Raw genomic sequence first — 19,626 nt, 5'->3', positions numbered from 1 at the left:
CTAAGTGTCGGCTTGCTTCGAATCCCGTTCCGGCGCCAGGACATGGATGACCTTGCCCGACGCATCCAGGAATTCGATCGCGCCATAGCCTTCGGGCGTCACCGTCATCCGCACGCGGGCCTGGTCGTTGGCGTCCGACAAGGCCACCGCGGGCGTGCCATCGGCTGCGACGCTGAGCTTCACCCGGGTGGATGTCTGCACGCCCGGAACCAGCTTGTTGTCCAGGCCCGGTTCGCGGATCAGCGGCGGCGCCTGGTTGATGGTGAAGGCGACCGAGCCGTCGGGCGACACGCGCCAGCCGACGGCGTCCATGGCCGGGTGGTCCAGCGCCAGCACCGCCGCGGTGCCGCCGGGTGTGTCGGCCACGCCGAAGCCGCCACGCTCACTGCCCTTGGCGTCGTAGAGGATCAAGCCGGAGACGCCGAACGCGCGGCGATACTGGATGCCATCGATGATCGGCGGTGGCGTATTGGCGGACAGCGTCATGCGGATGGTGCCGTCATCGCCGACGATGTCGATCCGCTTTGCCGTGATGCGTTCGTGGTCCACCGCATTCACCCGTATCTTCGGCGTCCGGTCGGAGATGATCTTCTCCAGTGCTTCCAGGGACGGGCGCTTGGGCTCGGTAGCCGTTTGCGCCGCGACGACGGACGCCACCGACCACAGGATCGCAAAGAGGCTGAAGCGTTTCGCCGCCGATGAAAGTCTTGTCATGTAGATCCTTGGCCGACGTACCGGCTTGCTTGAGTGAACGGGAAGGGTAATCGAACGGTCCCATCTGGTCGCCTCATGGGCCGACGACATTGCACCGCATGACCGGGCAAAGCCCGCACGGGCTTGTGTCTTACGCCTGCGACCGATGTGTTGGCCGCCGTCGGCAGGTCGCATGCATGACAGAGACGTTCGCCGTTGTCCGGATTCAAGCAAGGGACTCGTTGGTCTGAGTGATCGCTTCACCTTGAAGACCGCGTGTCGGCCTGGAGGTCGCATGGAACGGACAACTGCACGCGGGTGGCGGACATGACGCCTGCCCGCGAAGAACCCGGTCCGCTGCATCCGCAATCGCTGGACGACAAGTCCGCGCACGAATGGCGGCAGTTGACCGCGCAGGTGCTGCAGAGCCGGGCACAAGCGGGTTGCGCGCGCACGAACGTCACGCTGGAATCCGCGGCGCGGCGTGAGCCGCAGTCGCCGGCAGCGCCGGCCTTCCGCCTGTGGATGGCGGACAACCTCGCTCGTGACGGGCAACTGGCCGAAGCACTTACGGCCTACGACTCGGCGGTCGAGCAGGCGCAAGCGGCCGGGCGCCTACTGGCGGCGCATGATCCGGTCATTGGCGCGCTGCGCGGCAAGGCGCAGACAGCGGCGTTGATCGGCGACGTCGCGACCGCGATCGCGACCTACCAGGAGCTCGCCAGGCATGCGCCGGGCGATGCAAATCCGTTGTTCCAGGCTGGCCTGCTGGCGGAGAAGGCCGGCAGGCTCGATGACGCGGCCGGTTTCTATCGACAGGTGGCGGCCGATACGCCATCGATGCGGACCGACGATGCCGCGCAACTGGCACGACGCGAACTTTCGCGACTGTCATTGCCGGCATCCACCTTCGCCACCGACGAGCGCCATATCGTCGACATGCTTGCGGATGCACTTGCACGACGCGATGCCGCCAAGCTGCAGGCGCTGGTGAGCCGCACGCATTTCGCGGTGGGTCCGGTCGGTGGGCATACCGCATTCGAGACCGAAGATCTCCTCGACGAGTTGTTGAAGGACCTGAAGGACAGCGATGTCACGGTGCGCAGAGCCCTGCTTGGTTCCGGCGACAAACGTTACCTGCATACCAGCGGATGGCGTGGAAAGTGGTTCGACGGCGACGTCGTTTTCCTGATCACGCGCGCGCCGCGCGGATGGCAATGGACCGGCATCGCGATCACGGGCGGCAATGCGCTGTGGGTCGAACGCTGGCGCCCGGCCGTGCTGCAGAAGAACGATCCGCTGCCCTTCGAACTGCTGGCGCCGTGGCCGCATGGGCAGTGCTTCACGGCCGGCGGATTGACCGAGTTCATCGGGCAGCAGGCGGCCATCCTCGCGGTCGTCGCGGCGGGCGGATTCATTTTCGGTGGCATTGCGGGCGCGATCCTGGCCGAACTGTTCTCGACCAGCGACTGTGGATTCGGGCCACGCGGCTTCTATTACAACCAGGGCTCCACGCACGATGCGGAAGACGCGTTCGCGATCGACTTCACCCGTTACCGCCAGTTCGTGCCCTACGACAACGAAAGTGGTGGAACGCCGGTGCTGGCGGCGAGGGCGGGCATCGTGGTCCAAGTACATGCCGGCAAGCCTTCCGGAGATTCGAGTGAATCCAACACGGTCGTGATCGACCATGCGGATCCTGCCAATACGGTCGACGAGCACCGGTTCCGATCGCGTTACCTGCACCTGGAAGGCCCGAACAGGATTCCCGTCTCGGAAATGATGCCGATCGAGGCGGGCACCCGGATCGGCTACATGGACGACACAGGCAATTCAGTCCTCGACCACCTGCATTTCTCCATCCACGACCGGGAACTGCTGCACGACGGCAACCCTTACGCGAGCGTACGGCCGACGCCGATGAGCGGCGTGCGGCTCGAGGATGGTGATTCAGGACGCTGCGTCTGTTCGACCACCCATGAATACACCGGAGAAAAACCCATGATCGAAGCCACCACCTTCGCAGGCCAGAACTGGCTGATCACGCCCACCGCCTTGTCGGTCAACGAAGCGCAGCCGGACATCGAGCAGCAGAAGTTCCTGCTGGTGCTTTCCGGCGTCGTGATCATCGACCTGAAGGGCAACAGTGGTGCGCAATGGCGCCGCGAGACCGTGTCGATCCGGCCCGACCTGTTCAACCCGCTGCAGTACGCCGTCGCCAGGCACGGCATTCCGACGCCACCGGGTACCGGCGGCAACAATTACTGGCTGGGCTTCCAGGTCGAACAATGGGCGCCGTTCGCGGCCGTCAGTTCGATGTTCAACCAGAACGAATCGGTCGATTCCGGCTTCGCGGTGGATGTATGGCGCCCGAATCCCTTCGTCACGGCGACGGGATTCTCCAACACCACGCTCGACAAGCTGTTCAGCGGCATCCAGGTCGACGTCGCCGTGCGCGACACGGACGCCTGGCTGCACCGGGTGAGCTACAACATCGTGCTGCAGGGACGCATCGTGTTCGGCCCGATCATCATCACGTAGTCGCCTGGAAAGTTGCGCAGGCATCGATTCCGTAGAGCGCAATAACCGAAGGGCATTGCGCCGCATGTTCCCCGGAGGAAGCAGCATCCGGCGCATTACGCCTGCGGCTAATGCGCCCTACGCGGCTTCATAGTTGCGATTCGATTGGCAATACCCGGCCGAGCCACGCCTGGAACCGTTGCAACGCACCGGCTTGCGGATCACGCGTCCAGACCTGCTGGCCGTCGCTCCAGCGCAGGCGGTCGTCCTGCAGCGTGACCTTCCAGGCGCGCTCGCCCTGCAGCTTGGCCTCGAACATGCGCGTCAGTTCCGACGCCATGGCCGGGTCGGTCAGCAGGACGCCCTGCTCGGTATTCAGCGACAGCGACCTTGGATCGAGGTTGTACGAACCCACGAAGACCTGCTCGTCGTCCACGACCATGGCCTTGGTGTGCAGGCTGGCGCCGGCGACACCCATCCGGCTGTATTCCGGATCGTCCGTGCCGACGGGCCTGAGCTCCCACAGCTGCACGTCTCCGCGCAGCAGCGGGCGCCGCGATCGCATGTAGCCGCCATGCACGAGGGCCACGTCGGTGGCCGCGAGCGAGTTGGTCAGCACCTTGACCGCCACGCCGCGCTGCACGGGCGCGATCAGTTCCGCGGTGCCGTTCGCCGCGGGTACGAAATACGGCGTCAGGATGCGCAGGTTGCGCTGCGACTGCCGCACCACCGGCAGCAGCACGCGCATGACTTCCGATCGGTCGGCCATGTCCGCGCGTTTCTTCAGCGATTCGTCGCTGACGAAGCGCCAGCTGGAATGCCACCGCAGGTAGCTTTCGCCGGCAAGCTGCGCCTGTACCAGCGGATCCTCGCGCAGCACGTGCTCGAAATCGCTGGCCCTGCGTTCGGCCAGGCTCTCATCGAGTATGTCGCGCAAGCGCTGCAATGCCTCGGGCGAAACGGCCCGCGGCGAGAGCTGTGCGATCGGATAGGTGCTGGGCGAGTTCCAGAACTCGTCGAAGGTGGCGCTGACTTCCGACACCACCGGTCCGACCATCAGCATGTCGAGGTCGATGAAGTTCGCCGATGCCCGCGCGTCGAAGTACTCGTCACCGAGGTTGCGGCCGCCGACCAGCGCGATACGGTTGTCCGCGATCCAGCTCTTGTTGTGCATGCGGTGGTTGAGGCGGCGGAAATCCGTGGCGAATTCGCCGGCCTTGCCCAGCAATCCGCTGCGGCTGGCCAGGGGGTTGTAGATCCTGACCTCGAGGTTGGGATGAGCATCGAGTGCGGCGAAGCCGGCGTTGTGGACGCGCGTCGGGAAGTCGTCCACCAGCAGGCGGACGCGGACGCCGCGATCGGCCGCCAGCAGTGCATGCCGGGCCAGCAGCTTGCCGGTCAGGTCGTCCTTCCAGATGTAGGTCTGGATATCGAGGCTGGTGGTCGCAGCCTCCGCGCTGTAGGCGCGCAGGGCGTAGGCATCCGAACCCGCGGCGACCAGGCGGAAGCCGGACTGGCCCGGATGGCTCTCCTCCATCGCCGAAAGCCGCTGCGCGATCGCGCCGGTGGTTGCCGGCGCAGGCGCGAGTTCTGGCGGAAGATCCGCGCGAGGTGGCAATTGCGCGCACGCCGCGAGCAGCAGGCATGACGAGAGTGCGATGGTGCTGCGCAAGCGATTCCCCCGATCCGAGCGAGCGAGACTACAGCATCCCGTCCGTGTTCAGGATAAGGCATGGCACTGCGATGGGCGGCCGCGGCGGCGGGCGATGCAGGACGCGACCCTGGACCACTCGCTGCCTGGCCACGCAGTCACTGCTGCGATCGCGCTTCGGAAGCAGTGTTCGAGTACGTTTTCTCCACACTCCTGCCGCTAGATTCTCCGCTCCCCCGTCGAGGACAATGCTCATGGAAACCAACGAGCTTCACCGCGGCCGCCTGATCGACCATATCCAGTTGGTCGTACGCGATCTCGACGCGAGCCGCAGGTTCTACACCGCCGTGTTCGAAGCAATGCAGGTGCCGATCGGCGGCGAGGGGCCCGATTTCTTCTGGGCCGACGAACTGTTCGTGTCCACGGCCGATAGCGAGGCGGCGCAAGGCGAGCTGACCGGGCGGCACCACCTGGCATTCCAGGCGCGGGATCGCGCGATGGTCGACGCCTTCCACAGCGCGGCAATGGCCCATGGCGGCCGCGAAAACGGCGCCCCGGCCGAGCGTGACTACCATCCTGGCTATTACGCGGCCTTCGTCCTGGATCCGGATGGCAACAACATCGAGGCCGTGTATCACGGCGAGTCGCAGCGCAGCGCGGCATCGGTGAAAGTGACCTTCTGACGAGGGCCGAGATACAAGGGCTGTGGCGCGCCACGGCCCGTGACCTCGCAGAGGCAGTCGCCGCATGGCCCATCTCCGACGTTTCCGCCATCTGGCCTGGTGGCTGCCCTTGCTGTTCGTCGCGCTGGCAGTGTGGGGCGTTCGCTCGGGGCGGATCGTGATACCGGAATGGTGGAATCCCTGGGCGCCATTGCGGATCGAAGCCAAGCCGAACCTGCTGACCGGGTTCAAGCTGTCGCGCGCGTCCGCGAATCCTGCGGCATGCCGGGCGGCCTTGGCGCAGGCGCGCATGACGCTCGTGCCGCTGGAGGATCGCGTTACCGGTCTCGGATGCGGCTTCGAGAATGCCGTGCGGATCGAGCGCACCAGCGTGGCCATCGGCGAGCCGTTTTCGTTGAGTTGCCGCGCCGCACTGTCATTGGCGATGTGGGAACGGCATGTGCTGCAGGACACCGCGCACGTGCATCTCGGTACGAGCGTGAAGTCGCTGGAGCATTTCGGTTCCTACGCCTGCCGGAACCTCTACGGGGAGCAGGGTCGCCGTCGCAGCCAGCATGCCACCGCCGATGCGCTCGACATCGCCGGATTCGTGCTCGCCGATGGCCGTCGCATCAGCGTCGTCGCCGATTGGCAGCCGCGCGTGCGGACGGCGGACGACGAAGTCGCGGGTGCCGGCGCTGTCCCGTCAGCCGAGTCGCGTTTCCTGCAGGCCTTGCACGACGGCGCATGTCGTTACTTCGATGCCGTCCTCGGCCCGGATTACAACCGTGCCCACGCGGACCACTTCCACTTCGACCGCGGCGCCGCGCACGTTTGCCGGTGAACTGTTCGTCCTGCCTGCCGTCACGGATCGGTTGCCAGCGCATCGAAGCGCACCCGCCACGTTTCCCGTGTCTGCGGCTTCACGAACAACGCCACCACGTCGGCATGGTGCTGGCGTACCGCAGCCTCGATGCGGTTGACGCAGGCTTCTATCTGCGGCGTGGCGAGCGCGTCCTCGAACTCCACGCTGAGTGCGGCCACGACGCTGTCGGGGCCCATCTGGGTGGTGATCAGGCCATTGGCGCTGCGCACCGCGGGATCGTCGCCGGCGATGCGCATGATCGACGCGCGCAGTGCCGGGTGCGCGGCTTCGCCCAGTAGCAGGCCCTTGGTCTCGCGTGCGAGCAGGGCGGCGGTGCCGACCAGCAACAGGCCGATGCCGATCGATGCGTAACCGTCGAAGCGCGGTTCATCGAGCAGAAGCGCGAGCGTGATGCCAGTCAATCCCAGCAGCAGGCCGAGCAGCGCGGCGCTGTCTTCTAGCAGCACGGTGAGCGTGCTGGCGTCCTTGCTCGAGCGGAAGGCCTGGAACCAGGACTGTTCGCCCTTGCCGGCATGGAACGACTTCACCGCGACCCACCACGAAGCGCCTTCGAACAGTAGCGCGAAACCGAAGACAACGTAGTTGACCAGCGGTCGCTCGATCGCCACGGGATGCTTCACATGGGTGATGCCTTCGTAGATCGATATACCACCGCCGAGCGCGAATACCAGCAGGGCGACGATGAAGCTCCAGAAGTACAGCTCTCGCCCGTAGCCGTAGGGATGGCTGGGATCGGCCTTCTTCGATGCGCGCCTGAGGCCGTACAGCAGCAGCAACTCGTTGCAGGTGTCGACCAGCGAATGCACGCCCTCGCTGAGCATCGCCGAGCTGCCGGTGATCGCCGCGGCGATGAACTTGGTGATCGCAATGGCGGCGTTGCCGAACAGCGCGGCGAGGACCACTTTGCGACTGTCGCCGGTTGACTTGGCCATGGCTTCGTATCTCCGTCGATGTCGGCGTGCGGCGCACAGCGACGTCATGTCCATTGTCGGTCGAGCGGGATGAAGCCCGTGTAGGGCGCGGAAACCGGCCGGGAGCTGGCGAGTCAGCGCCGGTGGCGCGACGTTGACGCTTCCGGCCTGGCACCCGCATAACCGGACGCAGACCCCCGACTTTCGCCATGCGCCGGCCTGCGCATGAAGGTGTATGAGTGCGTCTCCAACCGAGGGAGCCGCCCATGACCACCCGCCGTGACCTGCTCAAGTTCAGCGCGCTTGCCGCCGCTGCCGCCGCGTTGCCGCCATTCGCCTTCGCCCAAGGCATCAGGCCGGTCGGCAAGGCCGCCAAACCGCTCGACATCCTGATCCTCGGCGGTACCGGCTTCACCGGTCCGTTCCAGGTGAAATATGCGTTGGAGCGCGGGCACAAGGTGACTCTGTTCAATCGCGGCAAGCGGCCGTCGCCCGAGTGGCCTGGTGAGGTCGAACAACTGCATGGCGACCGCAACACCGGCGACCTGAAGGCGCTGGAAGGACGCAAGTGGGACGTGTGCATCGACAACCCCACCAGCCTGCCGGTATGGGTGCGCGATGCCGGCAAGGTGCTTGCGGGCAACGTCGGCCATTACCTTTTCATTTCCTCGATCTCGGCCTATGCCGACGGCAGCAAGCCCGGCATGACCGAGGCGGCGGCGGTTGCGGCCTACAAGGGCAAGGACGCGATGGCCGAGACGATGGAAACGCTGCGCGCCGACATGGAAAACCTGTACGGCCCGTTGAAGGCGTTGAGCGAGGCCGAGGCACGCAAGCAGTTCGGCGAGCGCGTGACCATCGTGCGGCCCGGTTACATCGTCGGCCCGCGCGACGAGACCGACCGCTTCACGTACTGGCCGCATCGCGTCGCACAGGGCGGCGAAATGCTGGTGCCGGGCGACGGTTCCGATCCGGTCCAGATCATCGACGGCCGCGACCTGGCGGAATGGATGATCCGGCTGGCGGAAACGCAGACCTTCGGCACGTTCAATGCCGTCGGCCCGGAAAAGCCGTTGACCACGCAGGCCATGCTGCAGGGCTGCGAGCGCGTCACCGGCGGCAAGCCGACCTACACGCATGTCACGTCGGAATTCCTGGAAGAAAAGAAGGTCGAACTGCCGATATGGGTGTCGGACAGCAGCGGCCCCTATGCGGGCTACGGCGCCGTCAGCAACGCGCGCGCGATCGGTGCCGGGCTCACCTATCGTCCGTTCGACACGACCGTGAAGGACCTGATGGCCTGGTTCCACGGCCTCCCGGCCGAGCGCCAGGCGAAGTTGCGCGCGGGCATCACCCGCGAAGAGGAAGCGGCGTTGTTGAAAGAGTGGCGTGCACGCCAAGGGGCGTGAGGCGGGCCATCGGGAGAGACTGAGAAGCGTCCAGCGCGTGCCGCGTCGGCGGGGTGCTGCCGCACGGGGGCGGAAAATACGACAGGGTATTGGCCGCCCCATGCAGGATCGGGTAGCGTTGCGCTCAAGCGCGTTCGGGGGAACGCGAGGGGATCACAATGCGCTTCTGGGTATGGCTGGCTTTGCTGGCCCCGATTTCGATGTCTTCGGCATGGGCGCAGCAGAAGGCGGTACCTCCACCTGCGGAATGGGCAGGCTATTTCGCAGAGGTGCGCAAGGCCGATGAGAAATTCACCGATCTCGAACAACGCTGCCTGGCCTATCCCGACTTGCCTGGTGCGGAGTGGCCTGAAGGCGCGGGCAAGGGGAGGTGCGCGCTGCTGCGTTCGCCGCCATACACTTTGTCGCAGATGGAAACCCTGCTGGATCAACCCGGGGGCGCCACGCAGCTTGACCAGCGTTTCGCCAGCCTGCTTGAGGCCCATTATCTGGACCCCGCCCAGCGCGATCAGATTTTCATTGCATATCATGTCTTCGATGCCAGTAGCCAGGCCGAACGTGTAGCCGCCCGCTGGCTCACCGCCTCGCCCAAGAGCATCCACGCGAAGATGGCTTCCGGCAAGGTCCTAGCACGACAGGGCTGGCGTGCTCGGGGCGGCCAGTACGTCCGGGATACGCCCGGCGCCAAATTGCTGAAGATGGAGGAATATTTCCTGCACGCAGCCAGCCTGTTGAGCGAAGTATTGGGGGAAGACGCACGCATGTTGCCTGCATGCGTGGAACTTGCCGCCATCGGCCGCGTGAGCTCGGAAGAACTGCAGCAAGGCGCGACGGCTGCCTGCCTGCAGGCTGATCCGATTTCCTATTTCGTGGTCGAGGAAATGGCCTCGGCGGCAGAACCCAAGTGGGGCGGGTCGCAGGAAGCGATGCGTGCAGTCGCAGCTTATGCTGCTGCGCATGCGAAGAAGAACCCGATGCTGTACATCCTGACGACTCAGGGGATCGCGTACGAGGCCGACAACAGCAGCGACTGGGGCAAGAAGCTCGCCGACATGCTGCCCGCGACGAAACTCTCTCCCAATGCGAACTTCCTCCGCGAAGTGGGCACCGCCTATGTCACGATGAACGAGGATTGGAAGGCGCTTGTCTACCTGTCGCAGGCGTTGCGGTTCTCGCCGCATTACGCGCAGCAGGCGCGCCTTCGTGCGAGCCTCCTGATAGACCTTGGCTATCCGGAATGGGCCTTGGCCGATGCGCGTCGCGCGGTGCAGGTAGCGCCGAGCGACGGTCACGCGCAATTCGTGTTCGCACTGGCCTTGCTGGACACCGATGGCGAGGCGGCGGCGCGTCCGCATTTCCTGCTGGCCATGGGCGATCCAGCCACACGCGAAGCGGCTTACCCGAACTATTGTCGGAGCTTCCTGTACCTGCACGAGTATGAGAAGGCCGATATCTGTACTTCTGAACTTACAGAAGAGTTCCCACTGAATGGCGAAGCCTGGAACCTGCGCGCCTGGTCGTTGGATGAACGCAAGGATCCGCGCTTCATGCATGCAGTCGAGCAGTTCCTGAAGTACAAGGACCTCCAGCGTTGGCCGAATCAGGCGCGGGTCGCAGCCGCACTCCAGAAAAGGCTCTCGATCAAGTAGAGCCCCCGGATGCCTGCCGGCACGACGGAACCTGCGATGCAGGTTCCGCCTCGGATCATTGCGATGGATCTGGCGGCTGCCGTCACGCCCGTGGCGGGTTCCGGCCTACTTCATCTGCGACTGGACCCATTCGTCGCCGCGGCGCTGCATCTCTTCGGGGCTGACGTCTTCCTTGTGGGTGCCGAGCATCCATTTGTGGCCGAAGGGATCGACCACGGTGCCCATGCGGTCGCCCCAGAACTGGTCCTCGACCGGCTGCACCACCTTGGCGCCGGCCTTCACCGCGCGTTCGACGGCGGCATCGGCGTCGTCGGCATAGATCATGAAGCTGCTGGTCGCGCCGTCACGCGTCTTCGGGCCGAGCGCGTCTCACTCGGGATATTCGTCGGAGAGCATCAGATCGGCGGCTGCAATGGCGAGGCGCTTGCCACCGCGGACGAGGCCAGCGGCGTAGGGCGCAATAACCGAAGGGCATTGCACCGAGGCGGATGTCGGGCGCTGTCATCCGGCGCATTATGCTTTTGGCTAATGCGCCCTATGGTGGGAGCGTGTGCGCCCAACAGACGGAGCCAGAATTTTTCGTGGGCATGTCGATCCGCCGGTGTCCCGTTCGTCGCATGCAAAGGAGCAGGCTTCATGACGCCAGAACACTCTGGCGGGTCGGCGCCATGTGACGAACAGGAGACAGACGATGCGCTTTCTTTCGATGGTCAGGGTCCAGGAGAACACCGGCCAGGTGCCGAGCGAACGGCTCCTGACCGACATGGGCAAGTTGATGGAGGAGATGACCCGGGCCGGGGTGTTGCTCGATGCCGCCGGACTGGCGCCAACCTCCGACAGCGTGCGCCTGAAGCTGCGTGGCGGCAGGATCAGCGTGGTCGATGGGCCGTTCACCGAGACCAAGGAAGTGATCGGTGGCTACGCGCTGCTGGAGGCGAAGTCGAAGGAGGAAGCGATCGAGCTGTCCAAGCGCTTCCTTGAAGTACACGGCGAGGAGTGGGACATCGACTGCGAAGTGCGCCAGGTGGAGGAACCGGATTCCGAAAACGGCTGCGGCGCGGGCAAGGCGCTGGATTCGTAGCGCGGAACAGCATTACGCCGGATGCCCGTCCAAGGCATCCGGTGCAATGCCATGACGGCGCGGCCTGCGGCCTTTCCGATGCTGGATCGCCGCCGGCGCTGGCGTTACCGTGGCAACGGGCTGCCACCGATGGGCGGCCCGGACCGGACGCCAACGAAAAGGACATCGCCATGGACACCAGCTACACCGTCAGCGTGCTGCCCGAGTCACGCCTGCAATCGCTCGATGCCGAACTGGCATCGATGGAAGTCATCCTCAACCTGCTGCGCTACGCCGATGGCGACAAGCGCGGCGTGATTCCGTGGTGCGAACACATCACTCCGGTGCTGTGCCGGCAGGTACTGGCGGCGCTGGAGCTGTTCGGCAGCGAGCTGTCGCGGGACTTCGGCGTGGAGGAGGTGCGCGAGACGATGGAGGCCGAGATCCGCGTGATGCGGCTGCTGCAGGCCCAGCATGAACGGCTGCAACGCCTGCTCGCGCTGACCGAGGAAGTCGCCGGCGCCGTCGGCAGCGACGTGATGGTAATGGCGATGGCACTGCACGACGAGCTCGCGGATGCGGGTCGCGCGGGTGGGATCACCGCATTCAACAGACTGGCTGACTAGCCGGAAAAGAGATCTTGCAGGGCGCATTAGCCGCAGGCGTAATGCGCCGGATGTCGTCTGCCCCGGTCAACCATGCGGCGCAATGCCCTTCGATTGTTGCGCCCTACGCACGCTGACATGCAGCTCGGGGCGCAGGCTGCCGATCACTGCTTCGGCCCGCTCCTTTCCAGTGCTGTCCAGAACGGCAGGAAAGTCATGTTCTCCGAGGTCTTGCGCCAGGCGACGATTTCGCCGTCGATGCGATCGCCGCGCAGCTTGAGGTTCAGGGCAAGATCGTCGAGGTTCTCGCGCAACTCGTCCGGACTGCCGACCTGGCCCTTGATGTCGCCGCTGATCAGGCCGTCGACCAGGCCCAGCTTGTCGATCGGCTGCGCGGCACGGCCATGCAGCGACAGGCTGCCTTGTCCCTGCGGGGTGATCGTCAATACCACCGGCACGTGGCGGCCCTGCGCGAGCACCGTGCCGCGCCATTCGCCGGCGTAGTCGGCAAGCGGGTCCAGCGGCAGCAGCGACGCGTTCGGTGGCGACGGTATGCCATGCCATTCCGGAACCACCGTGCGGATCATCCGATCGCGCAGCTTCTCGATGAAATCGTTCTGGCTGCGGCGATTGCTCAGCACGATGGCGGCGACATCCTCGCCGGGCAGCAGCACGAATTCGGTTTCCACGCCGGACTGGCCCCCGCCGTGATAGAGCACTTCCGGCTCGCCTGCGCGACGCAACACCTGCCAGCCCATCGCATACGAATAGCCCGGCGCGACCACGGTGGCGGGACGATGAAGCTCGTCCAGTTGCGCATCGCCGAGGATCCTGGCCGACGCGTCGAGGTCGTCCTTGAGGTGCAGCATTGCGAATCGCGCCAGGTCGCGCGCGCTGGCGTACAGCTCGCCGGAGCCGGGCGTGGCGGTGAGATAGAACGGTAGCGGCTTGCCATCGTCGGCATGACGCACCGCCATTTCCGCGCGGCGCGACAGGTCGGTGTCGAAGAAGCTGTCCTTCATGCCCAACGGAGTGAGTACCTGCGCCTGCAGGTAGTCGCCCAGCGTCTGTCCGGACTGGCGCGCGACGATCTCGCCGAGGATGCCCATCGCCAGGTTGGAATACTCGTAGCGTTCGCCGACCGGCGCGACGAGGTGGCCGTAATCGCGGATCAGTTCGGCCATCGGCGGCTGGCGCGCGGCGCCGCCCTCCGGATACATGATGAAAAAGGTCGGCAGACCGGAAGAGTGCGTGGCCAGATGGCGAACCGTAGCCGACTGCGCGGGACCGTCCTGATCGACGATCTTTTCGGCGCCGAGGTAGTCGTTGGCCGGACGGTCGAAGTCGAGCTTGCCGTCGCGCACCAGCGTCATCAGCGCAGTGGTGGTGAAAGGCTTGGTGGTGGATGCGACCGAGAACGCGGTGGCGCTGGTCGCCCTCGTACCGGCCGTGCGATCGGCCCAGCCGAAGCCGTCCTGCCAGACGATCCTGCCATCCTTGACCAGGGCCACGGCGACGCCGGTCAGGCGGCCGGCGTCGATCTCCGCCTGGATGTCCTTGCCGATGGCGGCGTAGACATCGTTTTTATTTGCAGGCTCCGCTTCCGAAGCCTGTGCGATGCTGGTCCCGGCGAACACCAGAAGGGCATGCAGGAACCAGCATTCAAGCCCGCTTCGCAACATCCGCTTCCGTCTTGGCTGGGGTGCCGCCGTGGCGTTGCGTCGTAGGGTGATCCTGGCGTTGCTCATCGTGATGGGCGCTCCCGCAGCTGCATGCTGTGCTCGATCAATGATTCTGGGATGCGGCCCGATCCGCTCGGGTTTAAAAGGCAAGGTTGGAAAAATACGTCATCCGGCCGCCGGGATGACGGTCCTCCGTTCTGCGTTGCCTTGAGCGCCAGGACTTCGCAGCTGCGACAACGGGAAGACATCGCGTCGGATGGAGATTCAGTGCGACAAGTCTGTGGGCGCTCACTTCTTCTTAACCTTACCCCTCTAGTCTCCGGAGTCGGTCGCCGGGGACGGGCCGAAGCAGATTTCTTCCAGACCAGGGGTAAAGACATGCGTCGCGCTCTGATCCATTCCGCGATACCGGCACTGCTTGGGCTGGCGCTACTCGGCGGCTGCACCCGCACCGAAAGCCCGGACAACACGCAGGCCACTGCGACGCCGCCTGCAACGCAGGCTCCTGCCACGACTTCCACTTCGGCTCCGGCCGTCGATGCTCCCGAAGCCGATGCATCTGCGGCAGCAGATGCGAACGCGCCTGCCGTCGTTGCCGCGAGGCCGGCCGCACCCGTCACCCTGTTCCGCAACGTGCGTGTCTTCGATGGCAAGAGCAGCGCGTTGTCGGAACCGCGCAATGTGCTGGTGCGTGGCAACATCATCGAAAACATCTCCGCCGACACGATCGAGGAGCCGACCGGCGAAGGCGCGACCGTCATCGATGGCAACGGCCGCACGCTGATGCCCGGCCTCATCGACGCGCATTGGCACGCGCTGCTGGCCGGCATCCAGATGCCGGTGCTGATGACCTCGCCGATGAGTTACGTGCAACTGGTCGCAGCGCATCAGGCCGAGCGCACGCTGATGCAGGGCTTCACCACGGTGCGCGACCTCGGCGGGCCGGCGTTCGGGCTCAAGCGCGCCATAGACGAGGGGCTGGTCGTAGGGCCCCGCATCTATCCCTCCGGCGCGATGATCTCGCAGACTGCAGGGCACGGCGATTTCCGTACGCTGTACGAAGTGCCGCGCCTGCCCAACGGCATGTTGAGCTTCAGCGAGAGAGAGGGTATTTCGGCCATTGCCGACAGCCCCGACGAGGTCCGCATGCGGGTGCGCGAACAGCTGCGGATGGGCGCCAGCCAGATCAAGCTGACCGCCGGCGGCGGCGTCAATTCGCCGTACGGCGACATCGCCTCGATCCAGTTCACCGAGCAGGAACTGCGCGCCGCGGTCGAGGCCACCGAAGCGTGGGGCGGCAGCTATGTGACCGCACATGCCTACACCACGGCAGCGGTGCGGCAGGCGATCGCCGCCGGCGTCAAGGTGATCGACCACGGCCAGCTGATCGACGAACCCACCGCGCAGTTGATGTCGGAGAAGGGCATCTGGTGGAGCCTGCAGCCGCTGATCGACAACGAGGACATGATGCCGATGCGGGACCCCGGCATGCAGCAGCGGGCGCTGGAAGTGTTCAGGGGCACCGACAACGCCTACCGGCTGGCGAAGAAGCACAAGGTCAAGACCGCGTTCGGCGCCGACATCCTGTTCAGTCCGCACGTCGCCGCCCGCCGCCACGGGGCGCAGCTGGCGCTGTTGCTGAAGTGGTATACGCCGGCCGAGGCGCTGAAGATGGCTACCGCCGACAACGGTGAACTGATGGCGCTGTCCGGCCGCATCAATCCCTATCCGGGCAGGCTCGGCGTGGTGGAGCAGGGCGCGCTGGCCGACCTGCTGCTGGTCGATGGCAACCCGCTTGAAAACCTCAGGCTGATCGAAAACCCGGACCGGAATTTCGTGGTCATCATGAAGAACGGCAGGATCTTCAAGAACACCTCATCCAGGTGAATGTGTCGGGTTGAAGCCGGTGCGTTGCGCCTGTGGTCCAGGCGCAACGCACTCGTGCAGGAACGGCGCGTTCGCTTTCTTCGCACTACGACGTCTTGCCCTTCAGCATCGCGACGATCGCCATGGCGTGGCCATGGCCCAGTTCGTAGTCCTGCTTGAGCCAGGCGATGATGTCGCCGGCTTTCACGCCTGCGCCCAGTTGTCCGTCTGCCGCGTAGCCTCTGCTGGCGGCGAGCCTGCGGAAGTCGTCCGGGCTCTTGCCGGTCTTGGCCTGGATGTTGTCGAGATAAGCCTGGAATGACATGGCTGCTTCCGTTGAAAGGTCGAGAGGAAAGGTTCAATCGCGCGCTGGCGCACCGAGCGGGAAATATCTGCGGTACGGGCGTGCTTCGTCGACGGCGCGCGCGAACGACGGCCGTGCCAGCAGCCGCTGGCGATAGGCCCTGACGTTGGCGAAGCGGTCGTCGATGGCGTGGGTCCAGTCGGCGTAGAACAGGAACGGAGCGGCGGCGCAGTCGGCGAGGCTGAAGCCATCGCCTGCAGCCCACTCGCGGCCCGCCATCACCTGGTCAAGCCAGGCGTAGGCGGTTTCCAGCATCCTGCGGGCCTCGGCGACGCCGTAGGCATCGCGGTCCGCTTCGGAGCGGATGCTGTCGAACACGATCTTCTGCTGCGGCGTGGAAACGTAGTTGTCGAAGAAGCGATCCATCATCCGTACTTCCAGCGCGGCCTTGGCGTCCGTCGGGATCAGCCGCACGGGGCCGGGATGGTGGAGGCCCAGGTACTCGATGATGCTGCTGGCCTCGATCACGGTGCGGCCGGCGTCCACCAGCACCGGGAAGCGTTTGATCGGCCATAGTGCGGCCAGCTCGAGCATGGCGCCATCGCCTTCCAGCAGGCGGTACTCGAACGGCGTGTCGTTCTCGTAAAGCGCGATCAGCGCCTTCTGGCAATAGGACGAGAAGGGGTGGGCATACAGTTTCGGGCGCGGCGTGGAAGCCATGGGGTCTCCGGAAGATTGCATCGACGAAGGGAGCCGGGAAGCAGCTGGTTACCGGAAAGACGAACGGGGGAGTGCGTAATCGACATTCGGCATGCGCTTTTTTGACAGGCACGTGCCGGCGCCTCATGGGCGACGAGGTCGTTACCGATCACGTAGCGTGCGCCGTGCGCATGCGATCGACGAAATGGCTGGATGCGTGACCGCCAGGCCAGGAGTCGTGCGCGCAGCGCACGCTACTACCGCGATGTGTCTTGGTCGCGGCGCAGCAACAGCCACGCGGCGATGGGGACGAAGGTCAAATACACCAGCGGCAGGTACAGCGCGCCGTACAGCGCGTCGAAGTGCGGTCCGCCCAGCACGTAGGTGTCCAGCATGCGCAGCGCCAGCCGGAGCGCGTTCAAGGCAAAGGCGAAGCGGGCCAGTCCATCGATGCGCTGCCCACCCAGACCCAGGCACAGGGCGACGCTGCCCAGCAGCCAGGTCAGGCCGAGCACGAAATACAGCGCGTGCTGCACGGACTGGAACGTCGACTGCAGCGCCAGTATGCGCGCCTGCTCGTTGGCGGAGGTCGTGGCGAGGTATTGCGCAGGCAGTTCCAGGAACACGTAGAACAGTTCGATCGAGCGCAGCTGCACTTCCAGCAGGCAGAACACGAAGAATCCGGCGAACGCCAGGACGGCCGCGGCAGGGCGCCGCCGGTACGCGATCGCGCAGCAGACCAGGAACAGGTACGCCAGGCCAAAGAACGACAGCAGCATCAGCACCGCGCGTGCGATGTTCAGCGGCAACGGTCCCTGCAGCAGTGCCTGTGCCGGATCGTCCGCACCGGGCAGTTGCGCGAACACGAACCACTGGAACGACTGGATCGCGATGTAGGCCATTGCGACGACCGCTGCGGCCACCCGGTGTGTCCTGGAGTCGAGCATGCCTGCACCTCGTTGCGCGCCGAGACCAGCGCAGACTGGCATGGCGGGAGCCGGTTCTGGCCTGCCGGAAGTCATGTTTCGCCTGGGCGTCGGAATCCGGCTGGAGTCAAAGCGGTGGTTGGCTACCGAACCCGCGTATCGGGATGCCGTGAAAAGCAGGTTCCTCGCTACACCCGGGACGACGAAGTGGGATATGCATTTTCAGTGCGCACTGCCGCGGGCACTTCAGTGCAGCTGCAATCCGCCCTGTTGCCGATGCAGTTCGCGCAGGTGCTGGCCCAGCGCGGCGACATTGGCTTCGGTCGCGGCCAGCGCCTCCCGTGATGGCGGCGGGAGCCAGCGACGCGCCTGCTCGCGCAGCGCGTCGCCACGCTGTCGCCATTGCGTGGCGAGGTCGGCGCTTTGCTGCGCCAGGGCCTCGCGTTCCGCCTGCTGTGGCAGGCCGTAGCCGCTGTCGGCGAGCAATGCCGCCGGACGGCTGAGGAAACCTTCCAGGCGCAGATAGTCGCGCAACGCGGCCAGCGTGTCGGCGGCCTTCTCGTGGTGGTGGGATTCCTTGCCGAGGAAGCGTTGCTTGAGCTCGTCGCGTGCCAGCAGTTCGTGGCGACGCAGCGCGGCCTGTTCCAGCAGCAGCAGTGCCGCGCTGGCGCGAAGGTCGGCACGTTCCAGCCACGGCGCGCGCTTGCCGGGAGGCAGCTCCAGCCAGTCCTCGACCCGCGCCTGCGGCAGGTCGAGTGCCTGCTTCGCCACGTCGAACATGGCCTGGTAGTGGGCGTCCGCGGGTTCGAAGTAGTAACCAAGGCGCCGTGCGCGTTCGCCGTCGTCCAGCACCGACGCATCGGCGATGCCCGACCGCTGCAGCCGCCGCAGCAGTCCGGTCGGTGTGATGCTGGCGAGCCGTTCGCCGGCCAGGCGCGGCACGCCATCGTGCAGCAGCTTGAACGTCTCCACCGCGCAGTTGTTGGCGAGGAAATAGTAGCGGCCGTCATAGCTCCAGTGCAGGCGCGCGGCGCGCTCCAGCAACATCGCGATCTCGTCGCGCCCGATACGCAGCGGGATCGATTGCAGGCCGCGCAGTTCGACCTTGGTGTACTCGTCGACCACCTGTTGCAGCGGCAGCAGGAACAGTCGCGAGGGATATGAGCCGGTCAGGCCGCGCCAGCTCGAGATCTGCACATCGTCGACGAACGCGCGGAACGACAGCACGCGGTGGTGCTGCAGGTCGAGGCGGCAATCGGGCCCGCGTTCGCGACCGGGCGCGCAGATCACCAGCCGCAGCATGCTGTGGCCCCAGCGACTCATGGCGCGATCGTTGCCTTCCGCCAGCAGGTAATCGATGGCGAAAACGCGTTCGGGATCGATCTGCAACAACGGTGATTGGCCGGCGTCCGCATTGGCCTGTACGTACACCAGCCCCGGCGCGCACGCAGGATGCGGTGCCGTCACGCCGAAATGCGTGGCGAAGTAGCGATACAACGCAGGCCGGCGACAGGCGTATGCCGGGTCCAGCAGGAAATACTCGAGGTTGACCGCGACGAATTCGGCAGGACTAGCCAGCTCGTATCGATCCGGCGTGCGTTCGCTGAAGGCGTTGTGCGTGGTGCGCGAGCCCAGCCGCATCGGGCTGACCTGCCAGCCGGCGAGATCCAGCAGGCGCGGATCCCGCGACAGCCTGCCGCGTGGCGTGCGGTCGTAGAAGTGCGCCAGTTCGTGGATGACGGCAGTCAGCGCCGCGCGCGTGGCGGGATCCCGGTCGTCCGCGTCGACGGGCCGCGTCATCCAGTCGTCGAGCAGGGCGACGTCGAGCAGCATCCGCCGGGCCTGCGCCCGACCGTGGACATGCTCGGGCAGGTCGTCGCGCCATTCGATCGCGATGCGCGAGTCGAGTGCCTGCGTCCAGGACTGGGGCAGGCGTCTGGTGGCCTCATCCAGCAGTTGTCGCGTTGCCGCGGCCTGGGCCGGCGTCAATCCCGCTTCCACCGGTTGCAATTGCAGGGCCGCCTGCGCCGGTGCGGCGCAGGCAAGCAGGCACAGCATCAGCCACGACCATCCTGTTCGTGGCAGGCGGCGCCGATGTCGCCG

Annotated in this window: 16 protein-coding genes and 1 pseudogene; 8 read left to right on the top strand and 9 right to left on the bottom strand. The window is 65.6% G+C overall.

Going from position 1 to position 19,626, the window contains the following annotated elements; translation table 11 throughout:
- On the bottom strand, positions 1 to 714 hold the full coding sequence (locus tag IP90_RS03840; protein WP_199753387.1) for a hypothetical protein: 714 nt from the start codon (positions 712 to 714) through the stop codon (positions 1 to 3).
- 306 nt (positions 715 to 1,020) lie between these two features.
- On the opposite strand from IP90_RS03840, the gene IP90_RS03835 reads away from it, so the two are divergent.
- On the top strand, positions 1,021 to 3,234 hold the full coding sequence (locus IP90_RS03835) for a peptidoglycan DD-metalloendopeptidase family protein (RefSeq protein WP_144898312.1): 2,214 nt from the start codon (positions 1,021 to 1,023) through the stop codon (positions 3,232 to 3,234).
- A gap of 127 nt (positions 3,235 to 3,361) precedes the next feature.
- On the opposite strand, the gene IP90_RS03830 is transcribed toward IP90_RS03835, so the two are convergent.
- Positions 3,362 to 4,885: a phospholipase D-like domain-containing protein gene (locus tag IP90_RS03830; RefSeq protein WP_144898311.1), complete on the bottom strand. Its 1,524-nt coding sequence runs from the start codon at positions 4,883 to 4,885 to the stop codon at positions 3,362 to 3,364.
- A gap of 233 nt (positions 4,886 to 5,118) precedes the next feature.
- Here IP90_RS03830 and IP90_RS03825 point away from each other — a divergent pair, with 233 nt between their 5' ends.
- Positions 5,119 to 5,547 carry a VOC family protein gene (locus tag IP90_RS03825; RefSeq protein ID WP_144898310.1) on the top strand — a complete coding sequence of 143 codons (429 nt, stop codon included), beginning with the start codon at positions 5,119 to 5,121 and terminating at the stop codon, positions 5,545 to 5,547.
- Positions 5,548 to 5,611: 64 nt separating this feature from the next.
- Complete coding sequence (locus IP90_RS03820) at positions 5,612 to 6,370, top strand: extensin-like domain-containing protein (RefSeq protein WP_144898309.1); 759 nt, start codon at positions 5,612 to 5,614, stop codon at positions 6,368 to 6,370.
- A gap of 20 nt (positions 6,371 to 6,390) precedes the next feature.
- Here IP90_RS03820 and IP90_RS03815 read toward each other — a convergent pair whose 3' ends face one another.
- Positions 6,391 to 7,344 carry a cation diffusion facilitator family transporter gene (locus IP90_RS03815; protein ID WP_242007475.1) on the bottom strand — a complete coding sequence of 318 codons (954 nt, stop codon included), beginning with the start codon at positions 7,342 to 7,344 and terminating at the stop codon, positions 6,391 to 6,393.
- A gap of 245 nt (positions 7,345 to 7,589) precedes the next feature.
- On the opposite strand from IP90_RS03815, the gene IP90_RS03810 reads away from it, so the two are divergent.
- Positions 7,590 to 8,732: an NAD-dependent epimerase/dehydratase family protein gene (locus IP90_RS03810; RefSeq protein WP_144898307.1), complete on the top strand. Its 1,143-nt coding sequence runs from the start codon at positions 7,590 to 7,592 to the stop codon at positions 8,730 to 8,732.
- Between the two features lie 158 nt (positions 8,733 to 8,890).
- Positions 8,891 to 10,381: a tetratricopeptide repeat protein gene (locus IP90_RS03805; protein WP_144898306.1), complete on the top strand. Its 1,491-nt coding sequence runs from the start codon at positions 8,891 to 8,893 to the stop codon at positions 10,379 to 10,381.
- Between the two features lie 105 nt (positions 10,382 to 10,486).
- Here IP90_RS03805 and IP90_RS03800 read toward each other — a convergent pair.
- Positions 10,487 to 10,708: pseudogene (locus IP90_RS03800) on the bottom strand (VOC family protein); the annotation flags it as partial.
- A gap of 364 nt (positions 10,709 to 11,072) precedes the next feature.
- Here IP90_RS03800 and IP90_RS03795 point away from each other — a divergent pair.
- Positions 11,073 to 11,462, top strand: a complete 390-nt coding sequence (locus IP90_RS03795; protein ID WP_144898304.1) for a YciI family protein — start codon at positions 11,073 to 11,075, stop codon at positions 11,460 to 11,462.
- Between the two features lie 170 nt (positions 11,463 to 11,632).
- A complete protein-coding gene (locus IP90_RS03790) occupies positions 11,633 to 12,067 on the top strand; it encodes a hypothetical protein (protein ID WP_144898303.1) in 435 nt (144 codons plus the stop codon).
- Between the two features lie 143 nt (positions 12,068 to 12,210).
- On the opposite strand, the gene IP90_RS03785 is transcribed toward IP90_RS03790, so the two are convergent.
- The gene (locus IP90_RS03785; RefSeq protein ID WP_158635260.1) at positions 12,211 to 13,683 is read right to left on the bottom strand and encodes a serine hydrolase domain-containing protein; all 1,473 of its coding nucleotides are present in this window, start codon (positions 13,681 to 13,683) and stop codon (positions 12,211 to 12,213) included.
- Between the two features lie 423 nt (positions 13,684 to 14,106).
- Here IP90_RS03785 and IP90_RS03780 point away from each other — a divergent pair, with 423 nt between their 5' ends.
- Positions 14,107 to 15,615 (top strand): metal-dependent hydrolase family protein, encoded by a 1,509-nt coding sequence (locus IP90_RS03780; protein ID WP_144898301.1) that lies wholly within the window; start codon positions 14,107 to 14,109, stop codon positions 15,613 to 15,615.
- Positions 15,616 to 15,700: 85 nt separating this feature from the next.
- Here IP90_RS03780 and IP90_RS03775 read toward each other — a convergent pair whose 3' ends face one another.
- The 4 genes from IP90_RS03775 to IP90_RS03760 all read right to left on the bottom strand — a co-directional run bounded on the left by IP90_RS03775 (position 15,701) and on the right by IP90_RS03760 (position 19,581).
- Complete coding sequence (locus IP90_RS03775; RefSeq protein ID WP_144898300.1) at positions 15,701 to 15,919, bottom strand: DUF4287 domain-containing protein; 219 nt, start codon at positions 15,917 to 15,919, stop codon at positions 15,701 to 15,703.
- 33 nt (positions 15,920 to 15,952) lie between these two features.
- Positions 15,953 to 16,618 (bottom strand): glutathione S-transferase family protein, encoded by a 666-nt coding sequence (locus tag IP90_RS03770; RefSeq protein WP_199753386.1) that lies wholly within the window; start codon positions 16,616 to 16,618, stop codon positions 15,953 to 15,955.
- Positions 16,619 to 16,854: 236 nt separating this feature from the next.
- Positions 16,855 to 17,544, bottom strand: coding sequence for a hypothetical protein (locus IP90_RS03765; RefSeq protein WP_144898298.1), 690 nt, complete (start codon positions 17,542 to 17,544; stop codon positions 16,855 to 16,857).
- A 225-nt stretch (positions 17,545 to 17,769) separates the two neighbouring features.
- A complete protein-coding gene (locus IP90_RS03760) occupies positions 17,770 to 19,581 on the bottom strand; it encodes a DUF7844 domain-containing protein (RefSeq protein WP_144898297.1) in 1,812 nt (603 codons plus the stop codon).
- Between the last annotated feature and the right edge of the window lie 45 nt (positions 19,582 to 19,626).

Source organism: Luteimonas cucumeris (genome assembly GCF_007830035.1).
In the GTDB taxonomy this organism is placed as follows: Bacteria; Pseudomonadota; Gammaproteobacteria; order Xanthomonadales; family Xanthomonadaceae; genus Luteimonas_C; species Luteimonas_C cucumeris.
This window is presented reverse-complemented; position numbering and strand designations above follow the sequence as displayed.

Coding starts and splice junctions, on each gene's coding strand:
- IP90_RS03840 (WP_199753387.1), bottom strand. CDS start 714: ATGACAAGACTTTCATCGGCGGCGAAACGCTTCAGCCTCTTTGCGATC.
- IP90_RS03835 (WP_144898312.1), top strand. CDS start 1,021: ATGACGCCTGCCCGCGAAGAACCCGGTCCGCTGCATCCGCAATCGCTG.
- IP90_RS03825 (WP_144898310.1), top strand. CDS start 5,119: ATGGAAACCAACGAGCTTCACCGCGGCCGCCTGATCGACCATATCCAG.
- IP90_RS03820 (WP_144898309.1), top strand. CDS start 5,612: ATGGCCCATCTCCGACGTTTCCGCCATCTGGCCTGGTGGCTGCCCTTG.
- IP90_RS03815 (WP_242007475.1), bottom strand. CDS start 7,344: ATGGCCAAGTCAACCGGCGACAGTCGCAAAGTGGTCCTCGCCGCGCTG.
- IP90_RS03810 (WP_144898307.1), top strand. CDS start 7,590: ATGACCACCCGCCGTGACCTGCTCAAGTTCAGCGCGCTTGCCGCCGCT.
- IP90_RS03805 (WP_144898306.1), top strand. CDS start 8,891: ATGCGCTTCTGGGTATGGCTGGCTTTGCTGGCCCCGATTTCGATGTCT.
- IP90_RS03795 (WP_144898304.1), top strand. CDS start 11,073: ATGCGCTTTCTTTCGATGGTCAGGGTCCAGGAGAACACCGGCCAGGTG.
- IP90_RS03790 (WP_144898303.1), top strand. CDS start 11,633: ATGGACACCAGCTACACCGTCAGCGTGCTGCCCGAGTCACGCCTGCAA.
- IP90_RS03780 (WP_144898301.1), top strand. CDS start 14,107: ATGCGTCGCGCTCTGATCCATTCCGCGATACCGGCACTGCTTGGGCTG.
- IP90_RS03775 (WP_144898300.1), bottom strand. CDS start 15,919: ATGTCATTCCAGGCTTATCTCGACAACATCCAGGCCAAGACCGGCAAG.
- IP90_RS03770 (WP_199753386.1), bottom strand. CDS start 16,618: ATGGCTTCCACGCCGCGCCCGAAACTGTATGCCCACCCCTTCTCGTCC.
- IP90_RS03765 (WP_144898298.1), bottom strand. CDS start 17,544: ATGCTCGACTCCAGGACACACCGGGTGGCCGCAGCGGTCGTCGCAATG.
- IP90_RS03760 (WP_144898297.1), bottom strand. CDS start 19,581: ATGCTGTGCCTGCTTGCCTGCGCCGCACCGGCGCAGGCGGCCCTGCAA.